General features: G+C 67.8%; 20 protein-coding genes. 9 read left to right on the top strand and 11 right to left on the bottom strand.

Going from position 1 to position 22,729, the window contains the following annotated elements; translation table 11 throughout:
• Window positions 1-15 precede the first annotated feature (15 nt).
• From KF796_07570 to KF796_07550, 5 genes are read left to right on the top strand one after another with little or no spacing between them, the layout of a single operon-like run.
• Window positions 16-1,230 carry a type II secretion system F family protein gene (locus tag KF796_07570; GenBank protein ID MBX3586487.1) on the top strand — a complete coding sequence of 405 codons (1,215 nt, stop codon included), beginning with the start codon at window positions 16-18 and terminating at the stop codon, window positions 1,228-1,230.
• Window positions 1,230-2,075, top strand: coding sequence for a prepilin peptidase (locus KF796_07565; GenBank protein MBX3586486.1), 846 nt, complete (start codon window positions 1,230-1,232; stop codon window positions 2,073-2,075). The genes KF796_07570 and KF796_07565 overlap by 1 nt, the downstream gene beginning before the upstream one ends.
• Window positions 2,075-2,683 (top strand): dephospho-CoA kinase, encoded by a 609-nt coding sequence (gene coaE / locus KF796_07560; GenBank protein MBX3586485.1) that lies wholly within the window; start codon window positions 2,075-2,077, stop codon window positions 2,681-2,683. Before KF796_07565 ends, coaE begins: the two co-directional genes overlap by 1 nt.
• A 22-nt stretch (window positions 2,684-2,705) precedes the next feature.
• The gene (gene zapD / locus KF796_07555; protein ID MBX3586484.1) at window positions 2,706-3,461 is read left to right on the top strand and encodes a cell division protein ZapD; all 756 of its coding nucleotides are present in this window, start codon (window positions 2,706-2,708) and stop codon (window positions 3,459-3,461) included.
• A gap of 1 nt (window position 3,462) precedes the next feature.
• Complete coding sequence (locus KF796_07550; protein ID MBX3586483.1) at window positions 3,463-3,660, top strand: DNA gyrase inhibitor YacG; 198 nt, start codon at window positions 3,463-3,465, stop codon at window positions 3,658-3,660.
• A 4-nt stretch (window positions 3,661-3,664) separates the two neighbouring features.
• Here the strand turns inward: KF796_07550 and KF796_07545 are convergent, their stop codons facing one another.
• The 3 genes from KF796_07545 to KF796_07535 form a co-directional block, all read right to left on the bottom strand.
• Window positions 3,665-4,303 (bottom strand): NUDIX domain-containing protein, encoded by a 639-nt coding sequence (locus KF796_07545; GenBank protein MBX3586482.1) that lies wholly within the window; start codon window positions 4,301-4,303, stop codon window positions 3,665-3,667.
• Window positions 4,304-5,098: 795 nt separating this feature from the next.
• Window positions 5,099-6,328 (bottom strand): bifunctional glutamate N-acetyltransferase/amino-acid acetyltransferase ArgJ, encoded by a 1,230-nt coding sequence (gene argJ, locus KF796_07540; protein ID MBX3586481.1) that lies wholly within the window; start codon window positions 6,326-6,328, stop codon window positions 5,099-5,101.
• 52 nt (window positions 6,329-6,380) lie between these two features.
• The gene (locus tag KF796_07535; GenBank protein MBX3586480.1) at window positions 6,381-7,493 is read right to left on the bottom strand and encodes an MBL fold metallo-hydrolase; all 1,113 of its coding nucleotides are present in this window, start codon (window positions 7,491-7,493) and stop codon (window positions 6,381-6,383) included.
• 170 nt (window positions 7,494-7,663) lie between these two features.
• Between KF796_07535 and KF796_07530 the strand changes: the two genes are divergently transcribed.
• A complete protein-coding gene (locus KF796_07530; GenBank protein ID MBX3586479.1) occupies window positions 7,664-10,957 on the top strand; it encodes a cobalamin-dependent protein in 3,294 nt (1,097 codons plus the stop codon).
• A 102-nt stretch (window positions 10,958-11,059) separates the two neighbouring features.
• On the opposite strand, the gene KF796_07525 is transcribed toward KF796_07530, so the two are convergent.
• Complete coding sequence (locus tag KF796_07525) at window positions 11,060-12,520, bottom strand: MBL fold metallo-hydrolase (GenBank protein ID MBX3586478.1); 1,461 nt, start codon at window positions 12,518-12,520, stop codon at window positions 11,060-11,062.
• Between the two features lie 160 nt (window positions 12,521-12,680).
• Here KF796_07525 and KF796_07520 point away from each other — a divergent pair, with 160 nt between their 5' ends.
• A complete protein-coding gene (locus KF796_07520; protein MBX3586477.1) occupies window positions 12,681-13,448 on the top strand; it encodes an SDR family oxidoreductase in 768 nt (255 codons plus the stop codon).
• A gap of 21 nt (window positions 13,449-13,469) precedes the next feature.
• Here the strand turns inward: KF796_07520 and KF796_07515 are convergent, their stop codons facing one another.
• The 7 genes from KF796_07515 to KF796_07485 form a co-directional block, all read right to left on the bottom strand.
• On the bottom strand, window positions 13,470-14,360 hold the full coding sequence (locus tag KF796_07515) for a carbohydrate kinase family protein (GenBank protein ID MBX3586476.1): 891 nt from the start codon (window positions 14,358-14,360) through the stop codon (window positions 13,470-13,472).
• Between the two features lie 28 nt (window positions 14,361-14,388).
• Entirely contained in the window at window positions 14,389-15,351 is a 963-nt protein-coding gene (locus KF796_07510) for a DUF3426 domain-containing protein (GenBank protein MBX3586475.1), read from the bottom strand.
• A gap of 43 nt (window positions 15,352-15,394) precedes the next feature.
• Window positions 15,395-16,276 carry a 50S ribosomal protein L11 methyltransferase gene (prmA, locus tag KF796_07505; GenBank protein ID MBX3586474.1) on the bottom strand — a complete coding sequence of 294 codons (882 nt, stop codon included), beginning with the start codon at window positions 16,274-16,276 and terminating at the stop codon, window positions 15,395-15,397.
• Between the two features lie 18 nt (window positions 16,277-16,294).
• Window positions 16,295-17,644: an acetyl-CoA carboxylase biotin carboxylase subunit gene (gene accC / locus KF796_07500; GenBank protein MBX3586473.1), complete on the bottom strand. Its 1,350-nt coding sequence runs from the start codon at window positions 17,642-17,644 to the stop codon at window positions 16,295-16,297.
• A gap of 34 nt (window positions 17,645-17,678) precedes the next feature.
• Complete coding sequence (locus KF796_07495; GenBank protein ID MBX3586472.1) at window positions 17,679-18,122, bottom strand: acetyl-CoA carboxylase biotin carboxyl carrier protein; 444 nt, start codon at window positions 18,120-18,122, stop codon at window positions 17,679-17,681.
• 92 nt (window positions 18,123-18,214) lie between these two features.
• Window positions 18,215-18,790 carry a TlpA family protein disulfide reductase gene (locus tag KF796_07490; GenBank protein MBX3586471.1) on the bottom strand — a complete coding sequence of 192 codons (576 nt, stop codon included), beginning with the start codon at window positions 18,788-18,790 and terminating at the stop codon, window positions 18,215-18,217.
• Window positions 18,780-19,379, bottom strand: coding sequence for a hypothetical protein (locus KF796_07485; GenBank protein ID MBX3586470.1), 600 nt, complete (start codon window positions 19,377-19,379; stop codon window positions 18,780-18,782). Before KF796_07485 ends, KF796_07490 begins: the two co-directional genes overlap by 11 nt.
• 89 nt (window positions 19,380-19,468) lie before the next feature.
• On the opposite strand from KF796_07485, the gene KF796_07480 reads away from it, so the two are divergent.
• Both KF796_07480 and mpl read left to right on the top strand, forming a co-directional pair.
• Complete coding sequence (locus KF796_07480; GenBank protein ID MBX3586469.1) at window positions 19,469-21,085, top strand: long-chain fatty acid--CoA ligase; 1,617 nt, start codon at window positions 19,469-19,471, stop codon at window positions 21,083-21,085.
• Between the two features lie 97 nt (window positions 21,086-21,182).
• Window positions 21,183-22,724: a UDP-N-acetylmuramate:L-alanyl-gamma-D-glutamyl-meso-diaminopimelate ligase gene (gene mpl, locus KF796_07475; protein MBX3586468.1), complete on the top strand. Its 1,542-nt coding sequence runs from the start codon at window positions 21,183-21,185 to the stop codon at window positions 22,722-22,724.
• The last annotated feature ends 5 nt before the right edge of the window (window positions 22,725-22,729 follow it).

Below are 22,729 nucleotides of genomic sequence, written 5' to 3'. Positions count from 1 at the left end.
GGAGCAGCACCAACCATGGCAACAGCAACCAACAAAATTGCCGAGTACATCTTTGAATGGGAGGGACGGGACCGCAACGGCAAGCAGGTGCGCGGAGAAACCCGGGCAGCGGGCGAGAACCAGGTCACCGCGTCGCTGCGACGCCAGGGCGTCACGCCCACCAAGATCAAGAAGCGCCGGATGCGCTCGGGCAAGGCCATCAAGCCCAAGGATCTGGCGATCTTCACGCGCCAGCTCGCCACCATGATGAAGGCCGGCGTGCCGTTGCTGCAGGCCTTCGACATCGTGGGGCGCGGCAATGCCAACGGCAGCGTGACCAAGCTGCTCAATGACATCCGCACCGACGTGGAGACCGGGACCTCCCTGTCGGCGGCCTTCCGCAAGTACCCCATCTACTTCGACAACCTCTACTGCAACCTGGTGGAGGCCGGCGAGGCCGCGGGTATTCTGGAAACCCTGCTGGACCGCCTTGCGGTGTACATGGAAAAGACCGAAGCCATCAAGTCCAAGATCAAGTCGGCGCTGATGTACCCGATTTCGGTGGTGGTGGTGGCCTTCGTGGTGGTGGCCGTGATCATGATCTTCGTGATCCCGGCGTTCAAGGAGGTGTTCAGCTCGTTCGGCGCCGATCTGCCCGCGCCGACGCTGTTCGTGATCGCCATGAGCGAGTTCTTCGTCAAGTTCTGGTGGCTGATCTTTGGCGGCATCGGAGGCGGGTTCTACTTCTTCATGCAGGCCTGGAAGCGCAGCGAAAAAGTGCAGATGGTCATGGACCGCCTGATGCTCAAGATGCCGGTGTTCGGCGCCCTGGTCGAAAAGTCGGTCATCGCGCGGTGGACGCGCACGCTGGCCACCATGTTCGCCGCCGGCGTTCCCCTGGTGGAGGCGCTGGACTCCGTGGGCGGCGCTTCCGGCAACTCGGTCTATTCCATGGCCACGGCCAAGATCCAGCAGGAAGTGTCCACCGGCACCAGCCTGACCGCGGCCATGACCAATGCCAATCTGTTCCCGACCATGGTGCTGCAGATGTGCGCCATCGGAGAGGAGTCCGGCTCCATCGACCACATGCTGGGCAAGGCCGCCGACTTCTATGAAGCCGAGGTCGACGACATGGTGGCGGGCCTGTCCAGCCTGATGGAACCCATCATCATCGTGTTCCTCGGGGGCCTGATCGGCGGCATCGTGGTCTCGATGTACCTGCCCATCTTCAAGCTGGGACAAGTCGTCTGATGCTGGTCTCGCCTGTGGTGGACGCCGCCCTGGCCGGCGCCTTTGGTTTGCTGCTGGGCAGTTTTCTCAACGTGGTGATCTACCGGCTGCCGAAAATGCTGGAGCGCCAGTGGGCCGCCGAGTGCGCCGAACTGGCGGGCAAGCCACCCGAAGACGAAGGCAAGCCCTTCAACCTGCTGGTCCCGCGGTCGCACTGCCAGAAATGCGGGCACGCCATCCGCTGGCATGAAAACATTCCCCTGCTGAGCTACGCCGTGCTGCGTGGCAAATGCTCGGCCTGCAAGGCCCCGTTCAGCCTGCGCTACCCGCTGGTCGAACTGGTCACGGGCCTGCTGTTTGCCTGGTGCGTCTGGCATGGCGGCGCCACCGTGTCGGCGCTGGCCTGGTGCGGCTTTTCCGCCGCGCTCGTGACGCTCACGCTGATCGACTGGGACACCACCCTGCTGCCCGACGACATCACCCTGCCCCTGCTCTGGGCCGGCCTGATCGTCGCCGCCCTGCGCTGGACGCCGCTGCCGCTGGCGGACGCGCTGTGGGGCGCTGTGGCGGGCTACATGTCGCTGTGGCTGGTCTACCAGGCCTTCAAGCTGCTCACCGGCAAGGAGGGCATGGGCTATGGCGACTTCAAGCTGTTCGCCGCGCTGGGCGCGTGGTTTGGCTGGCAGGCCCTGGTGCCCATCATCCTCATGGCCTCGGTCATCGGCGCGATCGTCGGCATCGGCATGAAATTCGCCAGCAGCCTGCGCGAGGGCGGTTATGTTCCGTTCGGCCCGTTTCTGGCCCTGGGCGGCCTGACTGCGATGATCTTCGGGCCTGGAGCGATTCTGCGCGTGCTGGGGCTGTGATGGCGGGTGCGCTGCGGCTCGGCCTGACGGGCGGCATTGGCAGCGGCAAGAGCACCGTCGCGCGCATGCTGGTGGGCCGGGGCGCCGCGCTGCTGGACGCCGACGCCATCGCCCGCAGCGTGACCGCGCCGGGCGGCGCGGCGATTCCCGCCATCGCGGCGGCCTTTGGCCCGGCGCTCATCACCCCCGAGGGCGCGCTGGACCGCGACCGCATGCGGACCCTGGCCTTTTCCGACGCGGCAGCCAAGGCACGGCTTGAGGCCATCGTCCACCCGCTGGTGGGGCAGGAAACGGCCAGGCGGGCCGACGCGGCAGCGCAGGCCGGCCACCGCTGTCTGGTGTTCGACATTCCCCTGCTGGTGGAATCCGGCCGCTGGCGGCAGCAACTGGACCGCGTACTGGTGGTGGACTGCGCCCCGCAAACCCAGATCGACCGCGTCACCGCGCGCAGCGCCCTGGACCGCGAGGCGGTGCTGGCCATCATGGGTTCGCAGGCGCCGCGCGCGCTGCGGCTGGCGGCCGCCGACGACGTGATCTTCAATGACGGCCTCACGCTGGACCAGCTTGAGGCCTGCGTGGCCCAATGGGCCAGACCCTTCGGGCTATGATTGGGCGAATGGAATCTGCCGCGTGATCCTGTACGAATACCCTTTCAACGAACGTATCCGGACGTATCTGCGTCTGGAGCACCTGTTCCAGCAACTGGGTGAACTGGTCCAGCGCGACCAGGCGCTCGACCACCACTACGCCCTGACCACCATCTTCGAGGTCATGGACGTCGCGGCGCGCGCCGACCTCAAGTCCGATGTGCTCAAGGACCTCGAAAAGCAGAAGCAGCTGCTCAACAGCTACCGCGGCAACCCGGCCATTGCCGAAGCCGTGCTCGACGAGGTGGTCGGCCAGCTCGACCGCTGCTTCAGCGCGCTCAACAACCTGCCCGGCAAGGCCGGCCAGTCACTGACCGAGAACGACTGGCTCATGAGCATCCGCAGCCGCGTGGGCATTCCCGGCGGCACCTGCGAATTTGACCTGCCGGCCTATTACGCCTGGCAGCACCGCAGTGCCACCGTGCGGCGCACCGACCTGGACCGCTGGACATCCACCCTCGCGCCGCTGGCCGAATCGATCCACCTGCTGCTCAAGCTGCTGCGCGACTCGGGCGTTCCGCAAAAAGTCATGGCCACTGGCGGCCAGCTGCAGCAGAACCTGCCGCAGGGCCGCACCTTCCAGCTGCTGCGCCTGCGCATTGACCCGGCGCTGGACCTGGTGCCCGAGATCAGCGGCAACCGGTTGATGGTCTCGGTGCGCCTGATGAACCATGGCGCCGACGACAGGCTGCATGCCAGCACCGAGAACGCCGGCTTTGAACTGACCCTTTGCTCCTGAGATGGACCTGAAGACGCGAACGGTGCCCTGCCCCGGCTGCGGTGGCGACAGCCTCTACGCAGCGGCCAACCCCTACCGCCCGTTCTGCAGCGAGCGGTGCAAGAACCTCGACCTGGGGGCCTGGGCCAGCGAATCGTTTCGCATGCCCGCCGAAGCGCCGCCCGAGGATCAGCCCTTCGGCGACCCCAAGCTTCAGTAAGCAATCAGGCTGGAGTCCAGGCGGGGCGGCCCTCAGGCGCTACAGAATGTGTAGCACCGTCAAATCCCCGCTCCTGCGCGAACCACTGCAGCACCGGCACCGTGCCCGGCAGCACCGGGCCCACCTGCACCGGCAACTGCTGCCACGCGCACAACTGGCCCTCACGCATCTGCAGCTCACCCGACCAGCCAGTCACCTTGCAGAAATTCAGCCGCACCAGGGCATGGGGGTAATCGACCCGCTCCACGCGCCAGGGCTGTGCACCGTCGATGGTGATGCCGATTTCTTCCTGCAACTCCCGGCGCAGGGCCTGCACCACCGTCTCGCCCGGTTCGACCTTGCCGCCCGGGAATTCCCAATACCCCGCATAGACCTTGCCCTGGGGCCGCGAGGTGAGCAAAAAGGCCCCGTCGCCCCGCAGCAGCACGCCCACGGCCACATCCACCTCGGGCCGGTCCGCGCCGCCCTCGCGCGGGCGGTGGGCATCGGCCACCAGCACGCCGCTCACCGCCGCCCCGCGTAGTCGCGCGCGAACTGGTAGGCCACCCGGCCGCTGCGCGAGCCACGCTCCAGCGCCCAGACCAGGGCCTCGGCCCGCGCCGCGCCAATGGCCGCGGCATCCACGCCAAACGACGACAGCCATTGCGCCACGATGGCCAGGTACTCGTCCTGGCTGAACGGGTAGAAGCTCACCCACAGGCCAAAGCGCTCGGACAGCGAGATTTTTTCCTCCACCACCTCGCCCGGATGCACCTCGCCATCGTCGGTGTGCTGGTAGGTCAGGTTCTCCTTCATGTACTCGGGCAGCAGGTGGCGCCGGTTGCTGGTGGCGTAGATCAGCACATTGGGCGTGGCCGCCGCCACCGAGCCGTCCAGGATGGACTTGAGCGCCTTGTAGCCAGGCTCGCCGTCCTCAAAGCTCAGGTCGTCGCAGAACACGATGAACTTCTCGGGCCGGCCCGACACCACGTCCACGATGTCCGGCAGGTCCACCAGATCAGACTTGTCCACTTCAATCAGGCGCAGCCCCTGGGGCGCGTATTCATTGAGGCAGGCCTTGATCAGCGACGACTTGCCGGTGCCGCGCGCGCCCGTGAGCAGCACATTGTTGCCCGGCTTGCCCTGCACGAACTGCAACGTGTTGCGCTGGATTTTTTCCTTCTGCCCGTCGATCTCCTTGAGGTCGGACAGCTGCATCGCGGCCACGTGGCGCACCGGCTCCAGCGTGCCGTGGCCCGACGAGCGCTTGCGGTAGCGCCAGGCAATCGAGGCCGTCCAGTCGGGCGCGCCCAGGGGCTGGGGCAGGATGGATTCAATGCGGGTCAGCAATTCGCCCGCGCGCGCGATCAGTTGCTCAAACTTCTCGTTCACCAGCGTGTCCTTGAGGGGGAAAGGGCGAAGCCCGGGGGCGCATCGCCGCAGGTGCCTGGGGGGTGGGTCATGACCTGTAGTCGGCGTTGATGGTCACGTACTCGTGGCTGAAGTCGCAGGTCCAGACGGTGTCCACGGCCCCGCCTCGCCCCAGGTTCACGCGCACCGTGATCTCGCTTTGCTTCATCACGCGCTGGCCGTCTTCCTCGCGGTAGGCCGGGTTGCGCCCGCCCTTGACCGCGACATGCACATCGTCCAGGTACAGGTCGATGCCGGTCTGGTCCAGATCGTCGATGCCGGCATAGCCCACCGCGGCCAGGATGCGCCCGAGGTTGGGGTCGCTGGCGAAGAAGGCCGTCTTGACCAGCGGCGAGTGCGCGATGGCGTAGGCCACCTTGCGGCATTCCTCGCCGGTCTGGCCGCCCTCGACGCGGATGGTGATGAACTTGGTGGCGCCCTCGCCGTCGCGCACGATGGCCTGGGCCAGGCGCCGCGCCACATCGAGCATGGCCGCCTTCAGCGCCTGGCCCGCCGCGCTGTCCAGCGACCTGACGGGGGCATTGGCCGCCTTGCCGGTGGCGATCACCACGAAGGAGTCGTTGGTGGACGTGTCGCCATCCACCGTGACGCGGTTGAACGAGCCCTCGGCCAGTTCGGTGGCCAGTTGCTGCATGAGCGCGGGCGCAACCGCGGCATCGGTCGCCATGAACCCCAGCATGGTCGCCATGTTGGGGCGGATCATGCCCGCGCCCTTGCTGATGCCGGTGATGGTCACGGGCACGCCATCGAGCGTGACCTGCGCGCTGAAGGCCTTGGGCACGGTGTCGGTGGTCATGATGCCCTCGGCCGCACGCAGCCAGTGGTCGGCGCGGGCATCGGCCACGGCCGCCGGCAGCCCGGCCTCGATGCGGTCCGTGGGCAGCGGCTCCATGATCACGCCGGTGGAAAACGGCAGGATCTGTTCGGGCGACAGGTTCAGGTGGCGCGCCAGCGCGATGCAGGTGGAGCGCGCGCGCACCAGCCCGTCGTCACCCGTCCCGGCATTGGCGTTGCCGGTGTTGATCACCATCGCGCGGATGCCCTGGCCCGCCGCAAGATGTTCGCGGCACACCTGCACCGGCGCCGCGCAGAAGCGGTTGCGCGTGAACACGCCCGCCACCGAGGCGCCCTCGTCAATCAGGACAACCGTCAGGTCCTTGCGGTTGGCCTTGCGGATGCCGGCCTCGGCAACGCCAATGCGCAGGCCCGCCACGGCATGCAGGTCGGTGGCAAGGGGAGAAGGCAGGTTCACGGCCATGAGGCAAGATCGCTTTCAGTGAGAAACGGGGTTTGGAAAGGAACGGGCGGCTTCAGCCCTGGCGCCAGGGCAGGCCCCGAAAGCGCCAGCCCCCCTTGTGGCCGCGCTGCGCATGGTTGTCCGGGTCGCCCTCGAAGCCTTCGAGGATGTTGTAGGCCTCGATGCCCAGCTCGGTGGCGCGCTTGGCGGCGGCAATCGAGCGCACACCGCTGCGGCACAGCAGCAAGGCCTTGCCGCCCGGTGGCACGGCGGCCTTCAGCCCCGCATCGAAATCAGGGTTCATCGCCATGCCGGGCCACTGCTTCCAGGCCAGCGGCACGGCGCCCGGCACAAAGCCGACCCATTCGCGCTCGGCATCGGTGCGCACATCCACCAGCACAGCGTCACCGGCCTGCCACCATTGGCAGGCCAGCTCGGGCGACACATCGCCCGCGTAGCCCTGGGCCGGCTGCACGGCCAGCGACGCGCCGCCGCCCGCGTCATGGCGCAGGCCGGACGTGAGGTTGGCGGGCACGGCCTCGTCGAGGCGCCGGGGTTTGGGCAGGTTCAAATCATTCATGGTCTGCTCGAATTCTGCCAGCGTCTTGCCGGCCACACGGGCATTGCCGGCTTTCTCGGCGCCGATGGTGGTGTGGCTGCGGCCCTGGTAGTCGTGGCCGGGCCAGACCGTGGTGCCCTCCGGCAGGGCAAACAGCACCTCGGTGAGGCTGCGGTACAGGTCCTGGGCGCTGCCCGACTGAAAGTCCGTGCGGCCGCAGCCGTTGATCAGCAGGGTGTCCCCGGTGAAAACATGGTCGCGCCAGAGAAAGCTCATGCTGCCCGAGGTGTGGCCCGGCGTGTGCAGCGCCCGTATCTGCTCCTGCCCGAAGCGCAGCACGTCGCCGTCTGCCAGCTGCACGGCGGCCGTGGTGATGCCGCAGCCCTGCGGCGCGGCCGTGCGAGCGCCTGCGTGCTCGGCCAGATGGCCGGCGCTGGTGATGTGGTCGGCATGGGCATGGGTCTCGACGGTCCAGACCAGCTTGAGCCCGTGCTGGCGCAGGACGCCGAGGTCGCGTTCCAGCTGCTCGTCCACCGGGTCGATGATCAGCGCCTCGCGCGTGGCCTCGTCGTGCAGCACGTAGGTGTAGGTGCTGGACGCGGGGTCGAATAGCTGGATCGGTTGCATGAGTTCTCCTGGCGGGCCGCGCCCAGTGTAGGCGTGGCGTCAATGTCATTGTGGGGACATTTTCCGCCGCTGAAAGGCGCTTTTCATTTGCCAGAAAATCGCTAAGATTGACGTTTACGTAAACGTCAACGAACCCCACATCCTGCAAGCCGGGGCTGGAGACAAGAACCATGACCGATCTGTCCGCCGAATTCAAGGCGCTCGCCAACTACCGCCCCACGCACAAGGTGCGCTTTGTCACCGCGGCCAGCCTGTTTGACGGGCATGACGCGGCCATCAACATCATGCGCCGCATCCTGCAGGGCATGGGCGCCGAGGTCATCCACCTGGGCCACAACCGCAGCGTCGATGAAGTGGTCACGGCCGCCCTGCAGGAAGACGCCCAGGGCATCGCCATCAGCAGCTACCAGGGCGGCCATGTGGAGTACTTCAAGTACATGGTGGACCTGCTCAAGGCGCGCGGCGGCGAGCACATCCAGGTGTTTGGTGGCGGCGGCGGCGTGATCGTGCCGCCCGAGATCCGCGAGCTGCAGGCCTATGGCGTGACCCGCATCTACAGCCCCGAGGACGGCCAGCGCATGGGCCTGGCCGGCATGATCGGCGAGATGGTGATGCGCTGCGACAAGGACCTGACCGGCTACGCACCCCACAAGCTGGAAGCCATCCAGGGCCACGGTGAAATGAGCTGGCGCGCGCTGGCCCAGCTCATCACCGCGCTGGAAAACGGGAGCGCTGATGCCCCGCTGGTTGCCGACATCCGCCGGCAGGCCGCATCGCAGCGGGTGCCGGTGCTGGGCATCACGGGCACGGGCGGCGCGGGCAAGTCCTCGCTGACCGACGAGCTGATCCGCCGCCTGCGGCTGGACCAGGGCGACGCACTGCGCGTGGCCGTGATTTCCATCGACCCGTCGCGCCGCAAGAGCGGCGGCGCCCTGCTGGGCGACCGCATCCGCATGAACGCCATCGGCCCGTGGAACAACGGCCCGCGCGTTTACATGCGCTCGCTGGCCACGCGCGACTTTGGCAGCGAGATCTCCGCCGCGCTGCCCGACGTGATCGCCAGCTGCAAGGTGGCGGGCTTTGACCTGATCGTGGTGGAAACCTCGGGCATTGGCCAGGGCGACGCCGCCATCGTGCCGCATGTGGACGTGCCCATGTATGTGATGACACCCGAGTTCGGCGCCGCCAGCCAGCTCGAGAAGATCGACATGCTGGACTTTGCCGAGTTCATCGCCATCAACAAGTTCGACCGCAAGGGTGCGCTTGACGCGCTGCGCGATGTGTCCAAGCAGGTGCAGCGCAACAAGGAGGCCTGGAGCCAGAGCCCCGACACCATGCCGGTGTTCGGCACCATGGCCGCGCGCTTCAACGACGACGGCGTGACCGCGCTGTACCAGGCGCTCAAGGGCCGGCTGGCCGGTCTGGGCCTGGCGCTCAAGAACGGCAGCCTGCCGCAGGTCGCGGTGCGCCACAGCACCAACCAGACTCCGGTGGTGCCCGCGGCCCGCACCCGCTACCTGGCCGAGATCAGCGACACCGTGCGCGGCTACAAGCGGCGCGCGCGCGCGCAGGCCGTGCTGGCGCGCGAGACCCAGCAGCTGCGCGAATCCATGCGCATGCTGCAGGCCGCCGCGCCGCAAAAGGAAAACGCCGTCAAGGCGCTGGACGAGCTGGCCCGGCAGCGCGAGGCCCATGTCGGCCCCGCCGAGAAAAAGCTGCTGGCCCAGTGGCCCGAGATGCAGAAGGCCTACGCGGGCGACGAGTACGTGGTGAAAATCCGCGACAAGGAAATCCGCACCGCGCTCACCACCCAATCGCTCAGCGGCACCACCATCCGCAAGGTCGCCCTGCCGCAGTACGAGGACCATGGCGAGATCCTCAAGTGGCTGATGCTGGACAACGTGCCCGGCAGCTACCCCTACACCGCCGGCACCTTTGCCTTCAAGCGCGAGGGCGAGGACCCCACGCGCATGTTCGCGGGCGAAGGCGACCCGTTCCGCACCAACAAGCGCTTCCGGCTGCTCAGCGAGGGCATGCCGGCCAAGCGCCTGTCCACCGCGTTCGACTCGGTCACGCTGTACGGCAACGACCCCGACCTGCGGCCCGACATCTACGGCAAGGTCGGCAACAGCGGCGTGAGCATTGCCACGCTGGACGACATGAAGGTGCTGTACGGCGGCTTTGACCTGTGCAGCCCCAGCACCAGCGTGAGCATGACCATCAACGGCCCGGCGCCGTCGATTCTGGCCATGTTCATGAACACCGCCATCGACCAGAACCTGGACAAGTTCAAGGCCGAGAACGGCCGCGAACCCACCGACACCGAGGCCGCCAAGATCCGTGAATGGGTGCTGGCCAATGTGCGCGGCACGGTGCAGGCCGACATCCTGAAGGAAGACCAGGGCCAGAACACCTGCATCTTCTCCACCGAGTTCAGCCTCAAGGTCATGGGCGACATCGCCCAGTACTTCGTGCACCACAACGTGCGCAACTTCTACAGCGTGTCGATCAGCGGCTACCACATCGCCGAAGCCGGCGCCAACCCGATCAGCCAGCTCGCGTTCACGCTGTCCAACGGCTTCACCTTTGTGGAGGCCTACCTGGCGCGCGGCATGCACATTGACGACTTCGCGCCCAACCTGAGCTTTTTCTTCAGCAACGGCATGGACCCGGAGTACACGGTGATGGGCCGCGTGGCGCGCCGCATCTGGGCCGTGGCCATGAAGGAAAAATATGGCGCCAACGAGCGCAGCCAGAAGCTCAAGTACCACATCCAGACCAGCGGCCGCAGCCTGCACGCGCAGGAGATCCAGTTCAACGACATCCGCACCACGCTGCAGGCGCTGATCGCGATCTACGACAACTGCAACAGCCTGCACACCAATGCGTTCGACGAGGCCATCACCACGCCCACCGAGGACTCGGTGCGCCGCGCCATGGCCATCCAGCTGATCATCAACCGCGAATGGGGGCTGGCCAGGAACGAAAACCCGTCACAGGGCGCCTTCATCATCGAGGAGCTGACCGAGCTGGTCGAAGAAGCGGTGCTGGCCGAGTTCGAGCGCATTGCCGAGCGCGGCGGCGTGCTGGGCGCCATGGAAACGGGCTACCAGCGCGGCCGCATCCAGGACGAGTCCATGCACTACGAGATGCTCAAGCACACGGGCGAGCTGCCCATTGTGGGCGTCAACACCTTCCGCAACCCGCATGGCGACCCGGTGCTGGACAAGCTGGAACTGGCCCGCTCCACCGACGACGAGAAGCAGAGCCAGCTCAGGCGCCTGCAGGACTTCCACGCGCGCCACGCTGACAGCGCGCCCGCCATGCTCGGCAAGCTGCGGCAGGCCGTGATGGCCAACGACAACGTCTTTGAAGTGCTGATGGACGCGGTGCGCGTGTGCTCGCTGGGCCAGATCACCAACGCGCTGTTTGAGGTGGGCGGGCAGTACCGGCGCAACATGTAGCTGCCCGTTTGCTACGCTTTTGGTAGCACACAGTGGCCGCCCTGCCTGGACTCCAGGCCTTTTTGACTCAGAACCCCGGCCCTGGAGCCGCCAGCGCCCGCTTCAGGGCCTGCGGCCGATGGCCGCATGCAGCTCCGACAGCGGCACCATGCGGCCATGCAGCGGCAGCAGGCGGTCGACCTGCAGGTTCAGGCGCTCGATGTTCTGCACCAGGTTGACCTGGTTGGCATTGGGCACGGCCGGCGGTGGCGCGCCCGGTGGCCCGGGGGTGTAGGCGTCCGCCTCGATCAGCAGGCGCTCGCGCGGCAGGTGAACCATCATGAAGCCCTGGGCGTGGGCGCTGTCCTCGATCATGAAGATGTCCAGCGTGCGCTCGCCATCGCTGAGGCTGCGCTGGCCGTTCACGCCCAGCAGCGCCACCTTCTTGCCCGAAAGCGCGAGCGCATCGGGCTTGATCGCATTGGGGTTCGCCAGCACGCGCTCAAACCAGAGCCGGGCCTGCTCGCTGGTGATCAGCGTCGCCCCCTGCGCCGCCGCGGCGCGCAGGCCGCCCGAATGGTCGAAGTGGTGGTGCGAGTTGATGACGTAGCGCAGCTCCTTGCCCGGGGCCAGCCGGCGGACTTCGGCCAGCACCGCTTCGGCCCGCCCGTCATACAAGGGGCTTTCCACCAGGACCAGGTAGTCCTTCATCTCGATCAGCACACTGTTGTGCGAGCCTCCGCCCAGAAACCAGACACCGGGCGCGGCGCTCTGGGCGTCCACGCGCTCGGTCGCGTCCAGCACCGCCGCGGGCACGGTCAGCTCGTCCTGCAGGTTGACCCGGACGTCGGAGACGATGAGATCCAGCACCGGAAAGCCGCCCTGGCTCTGGCGGATGCGGCCGGGAAACCTGACGCCGCCAAAATCGCGGTACTCCGAATAGACCGTGGTGCTGCGCATGTCGCCCAGCACCGGGTTGGGCAGCACCGAATCCACGCGCTCCACCAGCCCCTGCGCGTCAAGGTAGAAGGTGGCGCTGAACTGCCCGGGCACATTGAATGAAAACGCCGGCGTGCCGGCCTCGTTGCGCATCACGGCCTTGTTGCGCAGGGCCGCCTCGATCACGCCATGGGGCGTGGTCCACAGGTCATGGATGCGGCTGTCCAGGGCCACCGGCGCGGCCACGGCCGTGGCGCCCACCAGATTCCAGGCATACGGGCCGCGCAGCAGGCCGCTGGTGCGCTGCACGCCCTGCCCCATCAGCGGCAAGGCCCCGCCCCCGGTGGCCTCGGCGCGGCTGCGCACCACGTCCTCGCGCAGCGCGGCGTGGGCGTAGTCAACAAAGCGGGTGTAGCTGCTGATCTCGGTGCGGGGCCAGGCCATGCCGGGCAGCCAGGCTTGCCCCAGCGAGGCACCGGTGCCACTGGCCGTGTAGCGCAGGGTCTGCACCGCTTCCCCGCCCATGGCCTTGCGGGCCGCGAGCAGCGGGCTCTGCGCGTGGTCGGCCGGTGGCGACGCACACGAGGCCAGCAGGCCCGCCATGACCAGCCCGCCCAGGCCCAGCGCCACAAATCTCCGTTGCATGTTGACCTCCTGGGGCGGACCACCGCGCCCGAATGGCATCGTAGCGCCGCGGGCGCCGCATGAACAGGGGGCGGCCGGCGGCCCCGCGCTGTCATGCAGGTGATTGGCGCCCGGCGGCAGCGGCGCTACCCTTTGGCCTGCAACCCACTGGAGCCCCACCATGAACGATCTCTTTTCCCTGCAAGGCCGCACCGCGCTGGTCACCGGCGGGTCCCGCGGCATCGGCCGCATGATTGCCGCCGGCTTCCTCAAGCAGGGCGCCACCGTCTACATCACCGCGCGCAAGGCCGCCGCCTGCGATGCCACCGCCGCCGAGCTGTCGTCGCTGGGCACCTGCATTTCCATGCCCGCCGACGTGTCCACCGTGGCGGGCGCGCAGAAGCTGGCCACGGCGCTCGCGGGCCAGGTGCCGGCGCTGGACATCCTGGTCAACAACGCCGGCGCCGCCTGGGGCGAGGCCTTTGAAACCTTCCCCGAAAAGGGCTGGGACAAGGTCATGGACCTGAACGTCAAGACGCCCTTCTTCCTGACCCAGGCGCTGCATGGCCTGCTCACCCAGGCCGGCAAGAGCCGGCCCGCCAAGGTGATCAACATCGCGTCGATCGACGGCATGTCGGTCAACCCCTGGGAAACCTACTCGTACGCGGCCAGCAAGGCCGGCCTGATCCACCTGACCAAGCGCATGTCGCTGCGGCTGGTGCAGGACAACATCATGGTCAGCGGCATTGCGCCGGGCGCGTTTGCCTCCGAAATGAACAAGGATGCGCGCGACCATGCCGACGAAGTGGCGGGCCGCATTCCGGCCGGGCGCATCGGCACCGACGACGACATGGCCGGCATCGCGATCTACCTGGCCTCGCGCGCCGGCGACTACGTGGTCGGCCAGACCTTTGCCGTGGACGGCGGGGTCACGCTGGCGCGCGGCTGAGCCCCGCGCGCGGGGCCCGACTCAGGCCGGGTCGATGCGGTAGTTCTGGGGCCCGCGGCTGGCGATCTTGAGCGCGCCCACGCGGTTGCCCAGCTCGGCGCAGCGCGCCAGGCTCCAGCCCTGCTCCAGGCCAAACAGCAAGGCACCGCGCCAGGCGTCGCCGCAGCCCGTGGGGTCCACCACCTCGGTGGCCCTGACCGGCGGCACCAGCGTCTTCTCGCCATCGACCCAGACCTCGCAGCCCTCGGCGCCCAGCGTCACGACCAGGCCCTGGACGCGGCGCGAAATCGCCGCGCTGTCCAGACCCGTGCGCTCGCTGAGCATCTTGCCCTCGTAGTCGTTGACCGTGACCCAGGTCGCCAGGTCCACGAACCGGGCCAGCTCGGCGCCATCAAACATGGGCAGCCCCTGGCCGGGGTCGAACACAAACGGAATGCCCGCGGCCTTGAACTGGTCGGCATGCTGCAGCATGGCGTCACGCCCGTCTGGCGAGATGATGCCCAGCTTGATGTCGTCGCGCGCCGTGATCTGCGTGATGTGGGCCTGCATCATGGCGCCGGGGTGGAAGGCCGTGATCTGGTTGTTGTCGCGGTCGGTCATGATCATGGCCTGGGCGGTCAGCGTGTCGCCCACCTGGCGCACAAACTCCGTGCTGATGCCCAGGGTCTGCAGCCGCTGCAGGTAGTCGGCGCCATCACTGCCCACCGTGGCCATGGGCAGGGGCGCGCCGCCCAGCAGCTTGAGCGCGTAGGCGATGTTGCCCGCGCAGCCCCCGAAGTCGCGCCGCAGCGCGGGCACCAGGAACGACACATTGAGGATGTGCAGTTGGTCGGGCAGGATCTGCTCCGAAAACCGGCCCTCGAAGGTCATGATGCTGTCAAAGGCCAGAGAGCCACAAATCACTGCTGCCATAAATCCTGCTGTCGTTGGAAAAGTTGAATCAGGGGTAGAACGCGAGCACGCGGTAGCCCGCAATGCGGCCCACGCCGGCCGCGGGCGCCACGCTCATGGCCAGCGAACCCTGCCAGTCGCCCGAGGCCGGGATCACGCCCCGGGTCGCGCCCATTTCGGCCGGGGCCATCACGCGGCGCACCACGGGCTGGTCCTGCCCATCGGTCAGGGTGAGTTCGATCGAGGGCATGGCGATGGCCGTGGACGCCTGGTTGCGCAGCGTGAAGTTCAGGCGGTAGGCGTCACCGCGCAATTTGCTGAATGACGAGGCGTCGATCACGATGGCATCGATCTGGCGCGGTGGCCCGACACTGCAGTGCAGCGGCTCGCACAATGCCAGCAGCCAGGGCCTGAGGGCCGGGTTGGCCTCGGCGAGGCGGTCGCGCTCCTGCACGCCCACCTGCACGGCCAGCGCCGCCAGCAGCAGCAGGCTCAGCAGACCGAGGCTGACGCGCACCAGGGGCCGGCGCCAGAACGCCTTGCGGCGGGCCTGGCGGACAAAGGGCACATCATCAAAGGCGGTGTCGCCGGGCGCCGGCTGGCTGGCCAGGAGGTCGTCATCCTCCTGATGCTCCTCTTCGCGCCCGGCCAGGTCCATGTCCGCGTCATCAGCCGGCGCTTCGCGCACCAGGGCGGGGGGCACAACGCTTTGCGGGGGTGGCGGCTCGGCCCGCCTTGGCGGTTCAACCAGGCCCTGAGGTTCCTGCGGGGGCTCGAAGGCCGGCACCGGCGCCGCGGGTTCGTCGAACCATTCAGGCGGCGCGGGGGCGGTGTCCACCACCGGGGGCGGGGTCTGGGCAACCCTTGCCGGCGGATCACTCTGCATGTGGGTCGAGGCATCGAACACCTCGGCGCAATGGCCGCAACGCACCCAGCCTTCAGAAATCCTGAGTTGGTCGGGAACGACTTTGAACATCGTCCCGCAGGCGGGGCAGCGTGTGATCAGGCTCATGAGCCGCTGATTGTAGAGGCCGCCCCGGGGCCAGGCCGCGTGGTCAGAGCCGCGCGGTCATCAGGATCCAGCCGTCCTCGCTGTCGGCCACTTCCAGCCGGCAGTGCGGCGCGTAGGCCTCCTGAAGCTCCTGCGCCTGGCGCTCCAGGATGCCGGCCAGCACCAGCGCGCCGCCCGGCGCCACCTGGGCGCACAGCAGCGGCGCCAGCATCTTCAGCGGTGTGGCCAGGATGTTGGCCAGCACGGTCTGGTAGCGGCCCTGGGCCAGGTCGGGCAGGCCGGCCTTCAGCACCACCTGGTTGGCCTCGGCATTGGCGTGGGTGGACGCCACGGCGGCTTCGTCGATGTCCACCGCGTCCACGTCCGCGGCGCCGTGCTTGGCGGCGCCAATGGCCAGGATGCCCGAGCCACAGCCGTAGTCCAGCACGCGCTGGCCTTGCAGGGGTTCGCGGGCGATCCAGCGCAGGCACATGCGCGTGGTGGGATGAGTGCCGGTGCCAAAGGCCAGGCCAGGGTCCAGCCGGATCACCTGGCGCGCCTGCGCCGGCGGCTCATGCCAGGTCGGCACGATCCAGAATTCGGGGGTGATCTCCACCGGGGCAAATTGCGACTGCGTGAGCCGCACCCAGTCCTGGTCGGGCACGGGCGTCACGCCCAGCACCTGGCAGCCTTCAAAAAAGTCCTGCGCTTCCAGCAGGGCCGCCGCCTCGCGGGCCGCCGACTCCTCGGCAAACAGCGCCAGCACGCGGGAGCGCTGCCAGCCGTCCTTGGGCGGTGGCATGCCGGGTTCTCCAAACAGCGCCTGCTCGGCCTCGGTCTGGGCGTCGGCGTCTTCCACCGACACGCTCAGCGCATCCAGCGCTTCCAGCGCCTCGCTCAGCGTTTCGACCCGCTGCTCGGGCGCCAGCAACCGCAACTCAAACATGCCATTCAGCCCGGACCGTCATCTCTTATGCTGCGACAACCACTCTTCCAGGTAGTGGATGTTGGTGCCGCCCGCCATGAACTTGGCGTCCACCATCAGTTCGCGGTGCAGGGGGATGTTGGTGTTGATGCCCTCGACCACGGTTTCGAGCAGCGCGGTGCGCATCCGTGCCAGCGCCTCGTCACGGGTGTCGCCGTGCACGATGATCTTGCCGATCATCGAGTCGTAGTTCGGCGGCACGAAGTAGTTGGTGTAGACATGCGAGTCCACCCGCACACCGGGCCCGCCGGGCGCGTGCCACATGGTGATGCGCCCGGGCGAGGGAACAAACTTGTAGGGATCCTCGGCGTTGACGCGGCATTCGATCGAATGGCCGCGGATCTGGATGTCGCGCTGCGTGAAGGGCAGCTTCTCGCCGGCCGCGACCATGATCTGGGTCTTGACGATGTCCACGCCCGTGATCAGTTCGGTCACCGGGTGCTCCACCTGCACGCGGGTGTTCATCTCGATGAAGTAGAACTCGCCGTTTTCATAGAGGAACTCGAAGGTGCCCGCGCCGCGGTAGCCGATCTTCTTGCAGGCGGCGGAGCAGCGCTCGCCGATCTTCTCGATCAGCTTGCGCGGGATGCCCGGCGCCGGTGCCTCTTCGATGATCTTCTGGTGGCGCCGCTGCATGGAGCAGTCGCGCTCGCCCAGGTACACCGCGTTCTTGTGCTTGTCGGCCAGGATCTGGATTTCAATGTGCCGCGGGTTCTGGAGGAATTTCTCCATGTACACCGCCGGGTTGTTGAAGGCGGCTCCCGCTTCGGCCTTGGTCATCTGCACCGCATTGACCAGCGCGGCCTCGGTGTGCACCACGCGCATGCCGCGCCCGCCACCGCCGCCCGCGGCCTTGATGATGACCGGGTAGCCCACCGCGCGCGCAATGCGCCGGATCTGCACCGGGTCGTCGGGCAGTTCGCCCTCGGAGCCCGGCACGCAGGGCACGCCCGCCTTGATCATGGCCTGCTTGGCCGAGACCTTGTCGCCCATGATGCGGATCGACTCGGGCGTGGGGCCGATGAACTGGAAGCCGCTTTTTTCCACGCGCTCGGCAAAGCCGGCGTTTTCGCTGAGGAAGCCGTAGCCGGGGTGAATGGCCTCGGCGTCGGTCACTTCGGCCGCCGAGATGATGGCCGGCATGTTGAGGTAGCTCAGGGCCGACGGCCCGGGGCCGATGCAAACCGCTTCTTCCGCGAGCTTGACGTACTTGGCCTCGCGGTCGGCCTCGGAGTAGACCATGACCGCCTGCACGCCCAGTTCCCGGCAGGCACGCTGGATGCGAAGGGCGATCTCACCGCGGTTGGCGACCAGAATTTTCTTGAACATGAGTGGGCACTTACCTGTTGGTTTGCCGTTCCGCTCACTCGATCACGAAAAGCGGTTGGCCATATTCGACGGCCTGGCCGTTTTCGCCGAGGATCTGGGCGATGGTGCCGGTCTTGTCGGCCTCGATCTCGTTGAGGATCTTCATGGCCTCGATGATGCAGATGGTCTCGCCCTGCTTGACCTGGCTGCCGATCTCGACAAACGGCTTGGCTCCGGGGCTGGAGGACCGGTAAAACGTGCCGACCATGGGCGACTTGACCACGTGGCCCGCCGGCGCTTCGGCCACCACGGGGGCCGGGGCCGCCACAGGCTGCGGGGCGCCGGCCGGTGCGGGCGCCGGCATCGGCACATACGACTGGACCATGGCCCCACCGCCCTTGACGATGCGGACCTTGCCTTCGGCTTCCGTGATTTCGAGTTCGGAGACGTTTGATTCGGACACCAGGTCGATCAAGGTCTTGAGTTTGCGCAAATCCATGCTATCTCCAACGGCTGCAAACGAGGGAAGGCGAATTTACATCAAAAATCGCCAACTGATCGCTTTTTTATTTCTTTTCTGGCTATGTCTGCTTAACCTGCGATTTGCAGCCATTGCTGCAAGTCCTCCGGAGAGACCTTGCCCATCTTGCGCTGGGCCACTTGTCCGCGGGCATCGAGGACCACGGTGAAGGGCAAGGCGCCCGTCAGGTTGCCCAGGCTCCGGCCCAGGTCGGTTCCGGTCAAGCCCGCCAATCCTACCGGAAAACTGACCGGGGTTTTCTGCAGAAACGAGCGCACGGCCGTGGGTTGGTCAATCGCCAAACCAAGAACTTGCCAGCCTTTGGCCGAATTTGCACGATAGAAGCGATCCAATAGCGGGAGTTCTTCCACGCACGGGGGGCACCAGGTGGCCCAGAAATTGATCAGCAGCGGCCGGCCCTGCAGGCTTTGCATTGCCAGGGGCGGGCCCGTGGGCGCATCAAAACTCAGTTGCCACAGCGCCTCGCCGGCCCCCGGCGCCACGGCATGCGGCTGGAAGCGCCACCAGGCCACGCCCGCACCGGCCAGGCCGGCCGCGAGCGCGACACCGCCCATCAGGTAGCGGCGCCGCGCCACGGCGGCCGGGTCGGCAGAAAGGGTGTCAGAGGTCGGCGACTCAGGCGTCATCAGGGGAAGCTTCCAAAAGGGCACGCACGGCGGCCAGGCTGCCACGGGGCGTGCGGCCCCGGGCATCGGGCTTGAGCGCGCCACGCAGATCGTCCCGATCGTAGACCATCAGGTGTACCCCGATGTTTTCACCCAGTTCCTTGCAGGGGCTGGACAGGCTCAGCGCCTCCACCGATTCGCCATGAAAGCCCGTGACGGTGCGGGGTTCATAGGACACCTGGTGGTCAATCAGCGCAATTTCGGCCGATTTGGGGTCATCGCAGAACATCTGTATGTAAATGTCGGACAAGCGCGTCGCAGTGCCATGCCAGACGGCCCCGGCCAGATGGGGCCGGAAGTCCGCCATGCGCTCCATCCAGACCAGCGCCAGGCGGCGCAGCGCGGCCAGTTCGCCGGGCTGGGTGTCGGCGCAGAACAGGTCGAGGTATTCCCGCACCGCCTCTTCCACGGCGTCGTTGTCGGGCAGCGCGGTGCGGCCATGGAGCCCCAGCTGGCGCACCGCGCGGCGCTTGGCGGGCCCGTATTCCAGCCCCTCCTCGACCACCATGCGGGCGGCGGTGGCGGCGATCTCGGTGCTGGCGTCGTTCATGGTGAGGGAGATTGTGCATTGCCCGGGCCACCCGCTGCCCTTAAAGTCCCCAAGAACCCCCACAAGGAGACAAGCCTGTGAAAAGCACCATGATGGCCGTGCCGCTGTCGCTCAACCACCTGCTGGAGCGCGCCGGCACCCTGTTTGGCGGCAACGAGATCGTGTCCCGCCTGCCCGACAAGTCCCTGCGCCGCCACAGTTTTGCCCAGTACCACCGCCGCACGCGCTCGCTGGCGGCCGCCCTGCTGGCGCTCGGCCTGCGCAAGGGCGACCGTGTGGCCACGCTCTGCTGGAACCACCATGCGCACCTGGAGTGCTACTTTGGCATTCCCGCCGCGGGCGGCGTGATGCACACGCTGAACCTGCGCCTGTCGCCCGACGAGATCGGCTGGATCGCCGGCGACGCCAAGGACCGCTTCCTGGTGGTGGACGACGTGCTGCTGCCGCTGTACGAGAAGTTTGCCCACCTGCACCCCTTCGAGAAAGTCATCGTCTTCCCGTTCTCGGGCGCTCCCGTGCCCGCGGGCTTTGACGACTACGAAGCCCTGCTGGCCGCGGCCGACCCCGACGGCTTCACCTACGCCCCGCACGACGAGAACGACCCCGTGGCCATGTGCTACACCTCGGGCACCACGGGGCGGCCCAAGGGCGTGGTCTATTCGCACCGCTCCACCATCCTGCACACCCTGGTGGCCAGCCTGGGCGACTTCTGGGGCCTGCGCGGCACCGATGTGGTGATGCCGGTCACGCCCATGTTCCACGCCAACAGCTGGGGCATGCCCTATGGCGCGGTGATGATGGGCGTGAAGCAGGTGTTCCCGGGGCCGCACCTGCACCCCGACGACCTGCTGGACCTGATCCAGCAGGAGCCGCCCACGCTGGCACTGGGCGTGCCCACCATCTGGATGAGCCTGATCCAGACCTACGACGCCTCCCTGGCCACCAGCTCCCCCAACTGGGGCCGCTGGCAGCTGCCGCGCGGCATGAAGTCGCTGGTGGGCGGCGCGGCCGTGCCCGAGGCACTGATCCGCGCCTTTGACAAGCACGGCATCTGGATCCTGCAGGGCTGGGGCATGACCGAGACCTCGCCCGTGTGCACCATCTCGTACCCTCGCGCCGAGCTGCGCGACGCCAGCCAGGACGAGCGCTACCGGCGCGCCGCCATGGCCGGCGTGCCGGTGCCGCTGGTCGACCTGCGGGTGCAGGGCGACGACGGCCCGCAGCCCTGGGACGGCCAGAGCGTGGGCGAGATCCAGGTGCGCGGGCCGTTCATCACCGGCTCGTACCACGAGGTGCCGCGCGAGGCCGAGAAGTTCACGCCCGACGGCTGGCTGCGCACGGGCGATGTCGCCTCGGTGGACGCGCTGGGCTTCGTGAAGATCAGCGACCGCACCAAGGACCTGATCAAGTCCGGCGGCGAGTGGATCAGCTCGGTGGACCTGGAGAACGCGCTGATGGCCCACCCCGCCGTGGCCGAGGCCGCGGTGATCGCCATCCCTGACCCCAAGTGGAGCGAGCGGCCGCTGGCCTGCGTGGTGCTCAAGCCCGGCCAGGCCGCGAGCCCCGAGGAACTCGGCGCGCACCTGGCCCAGCACCACTTTGCCAAATGGCAGCTGCCCGACCGCTACGAGTTCATCGACGCGGTGCCGCGCACATCCACCGGCAAATTCTGGAAGATGAAGCTGCGCGAGCGTTTTCCCCAATAAGGCCCCCACGCTCCCCCACGGCGTGTGGGTCGCTGCCCCCCAAAGGGGGCCGCGTTCCGCCTTGGGGCGGCCCGGCGGCGGAACATAATCACGCCCCATGCACATTCACATCCTCGGTATCTGCGGCACCTTCATGGGCGGCGTGGCCGCGCTGGCCCGCGAGGCGGGCCACAGGGTCACGGGCTGCGACGCGGGCGTGTACCCGCCGATGAGCGACCAGCTGCGCGCGCTGGGCATTGAACTCATTGAAGGGTTTGACGCCGCCCAGATGGCGTTGAAGCCCGACGTCTGGGTGGTGGGCAACGTGGTCTCGCGCGCCCGCGACGCCAGCGGCGCGGCCCGCTACCCGCTGATGGACGCCATTCTGGACGCCGGCGCGCCCTACACCAGCGGCCCGCAGTGGCTGGCCGAGCATGTGCTGCAGGGCCGCCACGTGCTGGCCGTGGCCGGCACGCATGGCAAGACCACCACCACCTCGATGCTGGCCTGGGTGCTGGAGCAGGCCGGGCTGCAGCCGGGCTTTCTGGTGGGCGGGGTGCCGCTGAATTTCGGCGTCTCGGCAAGGCTCGGAGCCCCCACGCTCCCCGCTGCGCGTGGTTCGCTGCCCCCCGAGGGGGCTGTCCCGCCTTGGGGCGGCCCGGCAAGGCTCGGAGCCCCCACGCTCCCCGCTGCGCGTGGTTCGCTGCCCCCCGAGGGGGCTGTCCCGCCTTGGGGCGGCCCGGCGGCGGGACGGCCCGGCGTCTTCGTGATCGAGGCCGACGAGTACGACACCGCCTTTTTCGACAAGCGCAGCAAGTTTGTCCATTACCGCCCGCGCACGGCCGTGCTCAACAACCTGGAGTTCGACCACGCCGACATCTTTGACGACCTGGCCGCCATCGAACGCCAGTTCCATCACCTGGTGCGCACCGTGCCACCTTCCGGGCGCGTGGTGGTCAACGGGCTGGAGGACAGCCTGCAGCGCGTGCTGCACGCGGGCTGCTGGAGCGAGCTGCGCAGCTTTGGCGCGGCCGTGAGCGATTTTTCAGCCGTGGGCGAGCCCGATGCGTTTGACGTGCTGCTGCGCGGCGAGGCCGTGGCCCGCGTCGAGTGGGCACTGGGCGGCGTGCACAACCAGCTCAACGCGCTGGCGGCGATCGCGGCGGCCGAGCATGTGGGCGTGGCGCCCGCGCAGGCCGCAAAAGCGCTGGGCCGCTTTGAAAATGTGCGCCGCCGCATGGAGGTGCGCGGCGTGGTCAACGGCATCACCGTCTACGACGACTTTGCCCACCACCCCACGGCCATCCGCACCACGGTCGACGGGCTGCGGCGCAAGGTAGGCGCGGCGCGCATCCTCGCGGTGTTCGAGCCGCGCAGCAACACCATGAAGCTCGGGGCCATGAAGGCCCAGCTGCCCTGGAGCCTGGAGCAGGCCGATCTGGCGTTCTGCCACAGCGGCGGGCTCGACTGGGACGCCTCCGCCGCGCTGGCCCCGCTGGGCCCGCGTGCCCAGGTGGCGGGCAGCATCGACGCGGTGCTGGCACAGGTGGTGGCGGCCGCGCAGCCGGGCGATCACATCCTGTGCATGAGCAACGGCGGCTTTGGCGGCATCCACGCCCGGCTGCTCGACGCGCTGCAGGCGCCCATTGCTACCAATTAAATAGC

Origin of the sequence: Ramlibacter sp., assembly GCA_019635435.1 — a bacterium.
GTDB lineage: Bacteria > Pseudomonadota > Gammaproteobacteria > Burkholderiales > Burkholderiaceae_C > JAHBZM01.
The sequence above is the reverse complement of the archived record's forward strand: the minus strand, read 5'-3'. Positions and strand labels throughout refer to the sequence as shown.